8 protein-coding genes are annotated in these 6378 nt (G+C 54.8%); all 8 read right to left on the bottom strand.

The window, feature by feature from the left end; translation table 11 throughout:
* Positions 1-87: 87 nt before the first annotated feature.
* Complete coding sequence (locus IBT47_RS11080) at positions 88-627, bottom strand: glycine zipper 2TM domain-containing protein (RefSeq protein ID WP_200560482.1); 540 nt, start codon at positions 625-627, stop codon at positions 88-90.
* A gap of 286 nt (positions 628-913) precedes the next feature.
* Entirely contained in the window at positions 914-2218 is a 1305-nt protein-coding gene (locus IBT47_RS11075) for an NAD(P)/FAD-dependent oxidoreductase (RefSeq protein WP_105592798.1), read from the bottom strand.
* Positions 2219-2461: 243 nt separating this feature from the next.
* The gene (gene ycfP, locus IBT47_RS11070; protein ID WP_200560497.1) at positions 2462-3004 is read right to left on the bottom strand and encodes an alpha/beta hydrolase YcfP; all 543 of its coding nucleotides are present in this window, start codon (positions 3002-3004) and stop codon (positions 2462-2464) included.
* Between the two features lie 35 nt (positions 3005-3039).
* On the bottom strand, positions 3040-4059 hold the full coding sequence (gene nagZ / locus IBT47_RS11065) for a beta-N-acetylhexosaminidase (protein WP_200546857.1): 1020 nt from the start codon (positions 4057-4059) through the stop codon (positions 3040-3042).
* A 41-nt stretch (positions 4060-4100) separates the two neighbouring features.
* Positions 4101-4949, bottom strand: coding sequence for a thiamine kinase (gene thiK / locus IBT47_RS11060; RefSeq protein WP_200560481.1), 849 nt, complete (start codon positions 4947-4949; stop codon positions 4101-4103).
* Entirely contained in the window at positions 4933-5529 is a 597-nt protein-coding gene (gene lpoB, locus IBT47_RS11055; protein WP_234471848.1) for a penicillin-binding protein activator LpoB, read from the bottom strand. The genes thiK and lpoB overlap by 17 nt, the downstream gene beginning before the upstream one ends.
* Before the next feature lie 23 nt (positions 5530-5552).
* Entirely contained in the window at positions 5553-5921 is a 369-nt protein-coding gene (locus tag IBT47_RS11050; RefSeq protein WP_105592802.1) for a YcfL family protein, read from the bottom strand.
* A 26-nt stretch (positions 5922-5947) separates the two neighbouring features.
* Positions 5948-6298 carry a purine nucleoside phosphoramidase gene (gene hinT / locus IBT47_RS11045; RefSeq protein ID WP_105592803.1) on the bottom strand — a complete coding sequence of 117 codons (351 nt, stop codon included), beginning with the start codon at positions 6296-6298 and terminating at the stop codon, positions 5948-5950.
* Between the last annotated feature and the right edge of the window lie 80 nt (positions 6299-6378).

Raw genomic sequence — 6378 nt, 5'->3', positions numbered from 1 at the left:
AACTTCAGTAACTTCAGTAACTTCAGTAACTTCAGTAACTTCAGTAACTTCGGCGATTTTCGACCGAATTCGCCCTCAAACCAACAATCAGGCCTTATTATTCAACACCAGCTGACCGTTGCCATCCAGCGGAATACGCGTGCCGGGATCGTTATCCATACGGATCTTGCCCTGCTGATCGCCAATCTTATAAGTCACATCGTAACCCATCATCTTGTCCTGCTTATCATAGACGGTTTTACAACGCTGCTCGGTGGTGGTGTAAGTATCGCGATCCTGCAACGCACCCTGCACCTGATTACCGCCGTAACCGCCGGCCAGTGCGCCAGCAACGGTTGCTACATCGCGCCCGCGCCCGCCGCCAAACTGATGGCCCAGCACGCCACCCGCCACAGCACCCAGCACGGAACCGGCAATACGGTTCTCATCCTGCACCGGACGACGGTGAGTCAGGGTCACGTTACGACACTCCTGGCGCGGAGTTTTTATCGTTTCTTTAATTGGGGTGGCGGACAAAACCTGTGCAAACTGCGGACCGCGATCGAACACGTTCATATTGGCAACGGCAGCAACGCCCAGGGCTGCAGCCACACCGATCCCAATACCGGCTAACATTGATTTATTCACAGGAAACCCTCCTGAAAGTGTTACCGCGCATCTTTGCCTGCTGCGACATCCGTGGCAGGTACGGCATACTCGGCGTGCGCGACGCGCCGGGGTAATTAAGACAAAGTTTGCGGCGGAGAGGGAAAACTGACAATCGGAATACGGGAAGAAATGAGATTACCGCATGATTAGTACCACGTTTTAAGAGTGTTCCGAAGCACTCTCGCGGCCATCATAAAAAAACGGCCCGCTGATAACGCGCAGTTAAGAACGTTATCCCGGGCCGTTTAACACCGATCTGCTGAAATTAGTGCAGCTTCAGCCTTGGGCGGATCACGCGGTTGATACTGCCCACCAGCATCATCAGGCCCGTCTTGAAGTAGCCATGCAGAGCGATCTGGTGCATACGGTACAGAGAGATGTAGACGAAGCGAGCAATGCGCCCCTCAACCATCATCGAACCGCGCATCAGGTTACCCATCAGGCTGCCCACGGTACTGAAACGAGACAGGGAAACCAGCGAGCCATGATCTTTATAGACATAGGCCTGCTGCGGTTTGCCTTTGATGTCAGCGAGAATATTCGCCAGCACGCGGGACGCCATCTGGTGAGCAGACTGCGCACGCGGCGGCACGAAACCACCGGCAGGCAGCGCGCATGACGCACAGTCGCCGATTGCGTAAATGTTCGGGTCGCGCGTGGTTTGCAGCGTTGGCTCAACCACCAGCTGGTTGATACGGTTGGTTTCCAGACCGCCGATATCTTTCATAAAATCCGGAGCCTTGATACCGGCCGCCCACACCATCAGATCGGCTTCAATAAATTCACCGGATTTGGTATTCAGGCCGTTTTTCTCGGCGCTGGTCACCATGGTCTGGGTCAGCACCCGCACGCCAAGCTTGGTCAGCTCCTGATGTGCAGCGCTGGAGATACGCGCAGGCAGTGCAGGCAGAATACGCTCACCGGCTTCCACCAGCGTCACGTTCAGCGCATTGCTGTCGAGGTTTTTGTAGCCATAGCTGTGCAGCTGCTTAACGGCATTGTGCAGTTCAGCAGAAAGCTCCACGCCGGTAGCACCCGCACCGACGATGGCGATGTTCACTTTCTCCGTTGCGCCTTCGCTGGCGGAGAATTTCAGGAACAGGTTCAGCATCTCATTATGGAAACGACGCGCCTGATGCGGGTTATCCAGGAAGATGCAGTTATCTTTCACGCCCGGCGTACCGAAATCATTCGAGGTGCTGCCTAACGCCATCACCAGCGTGTCATACGCCAGTTCGCGCTCAGGAACCAGCACGCTGCCCTGCGCATCACGGATTTCTGCCAGATGAACGCGGTTGTTTTCGCGATCCAGCTGCGTCAGCGTACCCAGCTGGAACTGGAAGTTATGCTTGTGCGCGTGAGCCAGGTAGCTCAGGCCATCAATGCCTTCATCCAGTGAACCGGTAGCTACTTCATGCAGCAGAGGTTTCCACAAATGGCTGTGGTTACGATCCACCAGCGTGATTTGTGCTTTATTCTTACGCCCAAGCTTATGGCCCAGCTGGGTAGCCAGTTCCAGTCCGCCGGCACCCCCGCCGATAATAACAATTTTCTTCATAGGTGCTGTCAAACGACCCTCTCTAAAAGTGAACCAATCGTTAACCAAAAGTTAAATAAATAACCTTGGTAAACATAGGGTTGGCGATGTTAATTCGCAAGCTGAGGGCAGGATATCACGGGGGAATTCATGAGTTCTACGAAAATTGATCCTGGTCAATTTTATTATAAAAACCAAGAATAGTAAGAATAAACTTAGCAACGCAACCCGCTCAAGGCGGGTTACGGAATGGATGTAAAAGGTGTATTTGGATAATTATCCGAGGGTTTTGAAGTGATTAATTCTTGGCAGATGATGTGAGATGTTTTTAAATTTATGCCCCTCAACTTCATCCCAAATCAATTCATAAAATTCACGCAGTAGCGTTGCACTGCGTTGACTATCAAGGGCATCGTCATTGCGCGAGAGAAAAGTCAGACAGCGGCTATGGTTTTTCTGGCGGAAGTCCTTTACGCATTTGGTGGCAATATCCAGATACTCTTCTGGCCGATCGATTTTCCCTTCCATCACTTCCTGGGGCCACAGGTTAGGATTAAAGATTGCCTGACGGATATTGCACAAAAATCCCACGCGTTCAGCCCAAAACCCCCCCAGCCCTACGCCGCAAATTAACGGCGATGGGTCGGTACAGTGCTTTAACAGCTTATCCGTCTCTTTAAGAATATGTTGCATGTCATGCTTAGGGTGTCGGGTACTGTAGCTGACCAGCCGGACATCCGGATCGATAAACTGTAGCTGTAAAATCTTTTCGTGATTGCCTGGACTGTTAGAGTCAAAACCATGTAGGTAGATAATCATCGTCATTCTCACTTAACGTGCCGCAGGCAGCGGAGTCAGTCACCTTTTGCGGCTTTGTGTGCCAGCCAACGCTCCTGAAGGTTGTCGAGTGTCGCGCTGATTTGCTTCCAGCGGGAAGAGCCCAGCAACTGCTGGCGGGTATAGGAACCCCGATGGTATAACCGACTCACGCGCTCTGCATTGATCGGTGACAGGTTATCCAACACGCTAACCGCACCTGCACGATTATTGCACACCAGAATCATATCGCATCCGGCATCCAGTGCGGTTTGCCCACGTTCGGCGTAGCTGCCCATCACCGCTGCACCTTCCATTGACAGATCGTCCGAGAAGATCACACCGTCAAAGCCCAGCTCTTTGCGCAATACCTTTTGCAGCCAGTGCGATGAACCGCTGGCCGGGCGAGGGTCCACTTCAGTATAGATAACATGGGCGGGCATAATCGCATCCAGTGCCTGCTCATCAATTAATTGTTTGAAGATCGCCATATCATGCTGGCGAATCTCCGCCTCGCTGCGGTTATCGCGCGGCGTTTCCTTGTGGGAGTCTGCACTCACTGCACCGTGACCGGGGAAGTGTTTACCGGTAGTTTTCATACCGGCCTCATGCATGCCGCGAATAAAACAGCGTGCCAGCGCCAGCGCCTGAACCGGATCTTCGTGAAACGCACGCTCACCGATCGCTGCGCTGCCGTGACCGATGTCGAGTACCGGCGCAAAGCTGATGTCGATATCCATCGAAATCATCTCCGAAGCCATCAGCCAGCCCGCCTCCTGCGCCAGTCTTGCCGCTTCAGCGGCATCATTCAGTGCGGCGAAAGACTGCATCGCTGGTAGCCGACTAAAACCTTCACGGAACCGCTGCACGCGCCCGCCTTCCTGGTCGACGGCAATCACCAGACGATGACGCGACGCCGCGCGGATCTGCCTGATCAACTCGGCCAGCTGGGCCGGATCGTGGTAGTTGCGGGTAAACAGAATCAGCCCCCCCACCAGCGGGTGCTGTAAAATTTCGCGTTCTTCCGCATCCAGCTCGTAGCCGAGCACATCTAACATTACCGGTCCCACACTGCACCTCTGTAAGCCTGCTTATCAGGCTAATTTAACTGTGAAAGCCGCTGCCAGCCTGAGGCCGCCAGCGCGCCAAATTGGTTTTCGCCGGTCTGCTGCCAGCGAAGTTCGTACCAGCTGGTAGCCAGCAGCAAAAGCCAGGGCTGCCAGCGCCGAATCTGTCGGTAAAGCCTGCCGCTGTCGATCTTCTGCCCGATAGCGCAGGCGGTAATGAGCCGCTGCTGCTGCGCGTCGTCCAGAGCATTAATGTCGATCAGCGCCGCCAGCTCAAGGGCAACGTCGCCGTCGCCCGCATACTCCCAGTCAATCAGACGCAAACGCCCGCCGTTGCCGATAAGGTTACCGCTATGGATATCCATATGCAGCACCGCCAGCCGCAGTGGATGCGGTTCGCCGCGGCGCCGCAGACGCTTGAGTGCTCTGAGCCAGGTGAGATTCCGCCGGGACGGCAGGCTACGCTGCCAGTAGCTCATCAGCAGGGGCATGAGCTGAAGCCGGTAGCCGGTGAGCGGCTGGCGATGCAGTTTACTGATGATTTCAGACAGCGGCTCAATTGCCCGATCGAATTCCTCTGCGGACAGCACCTCTCCCGGTAGCCAGTCAAGAAGCAGCCAGTTTCGACTGCGGCCATAAACCGCAGGCACCAGGCCACTGTCATGAAGTTTACGCAGAATACGGTATTCGCGCTGACGATTAACGCCGGGCATCTCCAGCGAGCCTGCCGCCCGACGCGCCAGCAGGGTCTGACAGGGGAGAGAAACTTTCATACTGTAGCCGCTCAGACCATCCAGCGGCAAAACGGTACCGGCGGCCTGCGCCGCCGGAAACTGTCTGGATATCAGCTGCTGCAAATCGGCGTTAATGCTGAACGTCACCGCTGCCTGACCAGATAATCTCGCCGGTTTGCACCAGCATCAGCTGCATTTGCAGCTCGGGCGCTTTCACATCCCCTTGCGCATTGCTGTAAAGCACGTACTGTGCACCCACGTAGCGTGCCAGGCCAATTGCTTTGCTGCGTGATACCAGGCTGTCTTCCGCCGACAGGCCCAGTGTCTGTTTCGCCACCGCCAGCTGCTGCGGCGTGACCAGGGTAAATTGGCTGTTATTAGCCAGCGCGCTCTGCAACGCAGCGGTGGCTTTCGCGCTTTGCAGGCTGCCATTGGTACTGTTTTTCACGTTGTCGACCAGCAGCACGCTACCCGCCGTAACGCCGTCGGCTTTCAGCATCTGTGCCACCAGCGGGCTGACGCTGGCCTGCCAGTTAATGGTTTGCATTTTTGGCGGCTGCGGTACGGTTTCAATCGGTCCGGGCTGGGAAGGCACCGGCTGAGGTTGCTGCGGCTGTACCGGCTCTACCGGTGCAGGCTGCTGCGGCTGTTCAGGCTGCTGTTGCTGGTTGATAACACAACCGCTGAGGATCAGCGCCAGCGCCAGCACGCCAGAGAATTTTAACAGGTGACTTGTCACGCCATCACTCCTTACAGATACAGGTAAAGGCGAACTTTGCTCGCCGTCAGATTGCCGGTTTGCGAGGAAATGTCGATTTTACCCTTCGCGGGCACCACCAGCGTACGCGGCTTTTCGTAAGGCAGGATCTCCAGCCCACGATCGTCATACCAGTAGAAACGATAGGTGACTTTTACCGGTTTTTCCTGCTGGTTGACCAGGGTGCTTACCGCGCGCTGCTGGCCTTCCGTTTCACTGATTATCGGCTCATCGGTGGTGATACCGGCAGAAAGAACCGAGGATTCCATCACCAGCGATTGCGAGGTATTAATGGTGGTGCGATCGTTACTGCAACCTGCCAGTGTAATCAATAACGTCAGAGCCGTCAGACATGCCCGCATAACATTGTGTCCCCGTTCAGCGGCGCTCAGGAAGCCAGCATTGGGCCTAAAGGACGGCCACCAACCAGGTGAAGGTGAATATGATAAACCTCCTGGCCACCGTGTTTATTGCAGTTGATGATCAGGCGGTAGCCATCTTCAGCAATGCCTTCCTGCTTAGCGATTTTAGACGCGACGGTAATCATTCGACCCAGCGCGGCCTCGTGCTCAGCCTGAACGTCGTTGGCGGTCGGGATCAACACATTCGGTACGATCAGAATATGGCTCGGTGCCTGCGGTGAGATATCGCGAAACGCGGTGACCAGTTCATCCTGGAACAGGATGTCGGACGGGATCTCGCGACGAATGATTTTACTGAAAATAGTTTCTTCGGCCATGTTGCATATCCTTAGCAGTGTTTTTTTATAACCGCAGTATGAGCGAGAAAATCGTTTTCTTTCAACCTGCAACTGATTTT

Source organism: Erwinia sp. S43 (assembly GCF_016624745.1).
GTDB classification, from domain to species: domain Bacteria; phylum Pseudomonadota; class Gammaproteobacteria; order Enterobacterales; family Enterobacteriaceae; genus Erwinia; species Erwinia coffeiphila.
This window is presented reverse-complemented; position numbering and strand designations above follow the sequence as displayed.

Excerpts from the sequence above, each read along its gene's own strand:
- ycfP (WP_200560497.1), bottom strand. The coding sequence starts at position 3,004 with ATGATTATCTACCTACATGGTTTTGACTCTAACAGTCCAGGCAATCAC.
- hinT (WP_105592803.1), bottom strand. The coding sequence starts at position 6,298 with ATGGCCGAAGAAACTATTTTCAGTAAAATCATTCGTCGCGAGATCCCG.
- nagZ (WP_200546857.1), bottom strand. The coding sequence starts at position 4,059 with ATGTTAGATGTGCTCGGCTACGAGCTGGATGCGGAAGAACGCGAAATT.
- IBT47_RS11050 (WP_105592802.1), bottom strand. The coding sequence starts at position 5,921 with ATGCGGGCATGTCTGACGGCTCTGACGTTATTGATTACACTGGCAGGT.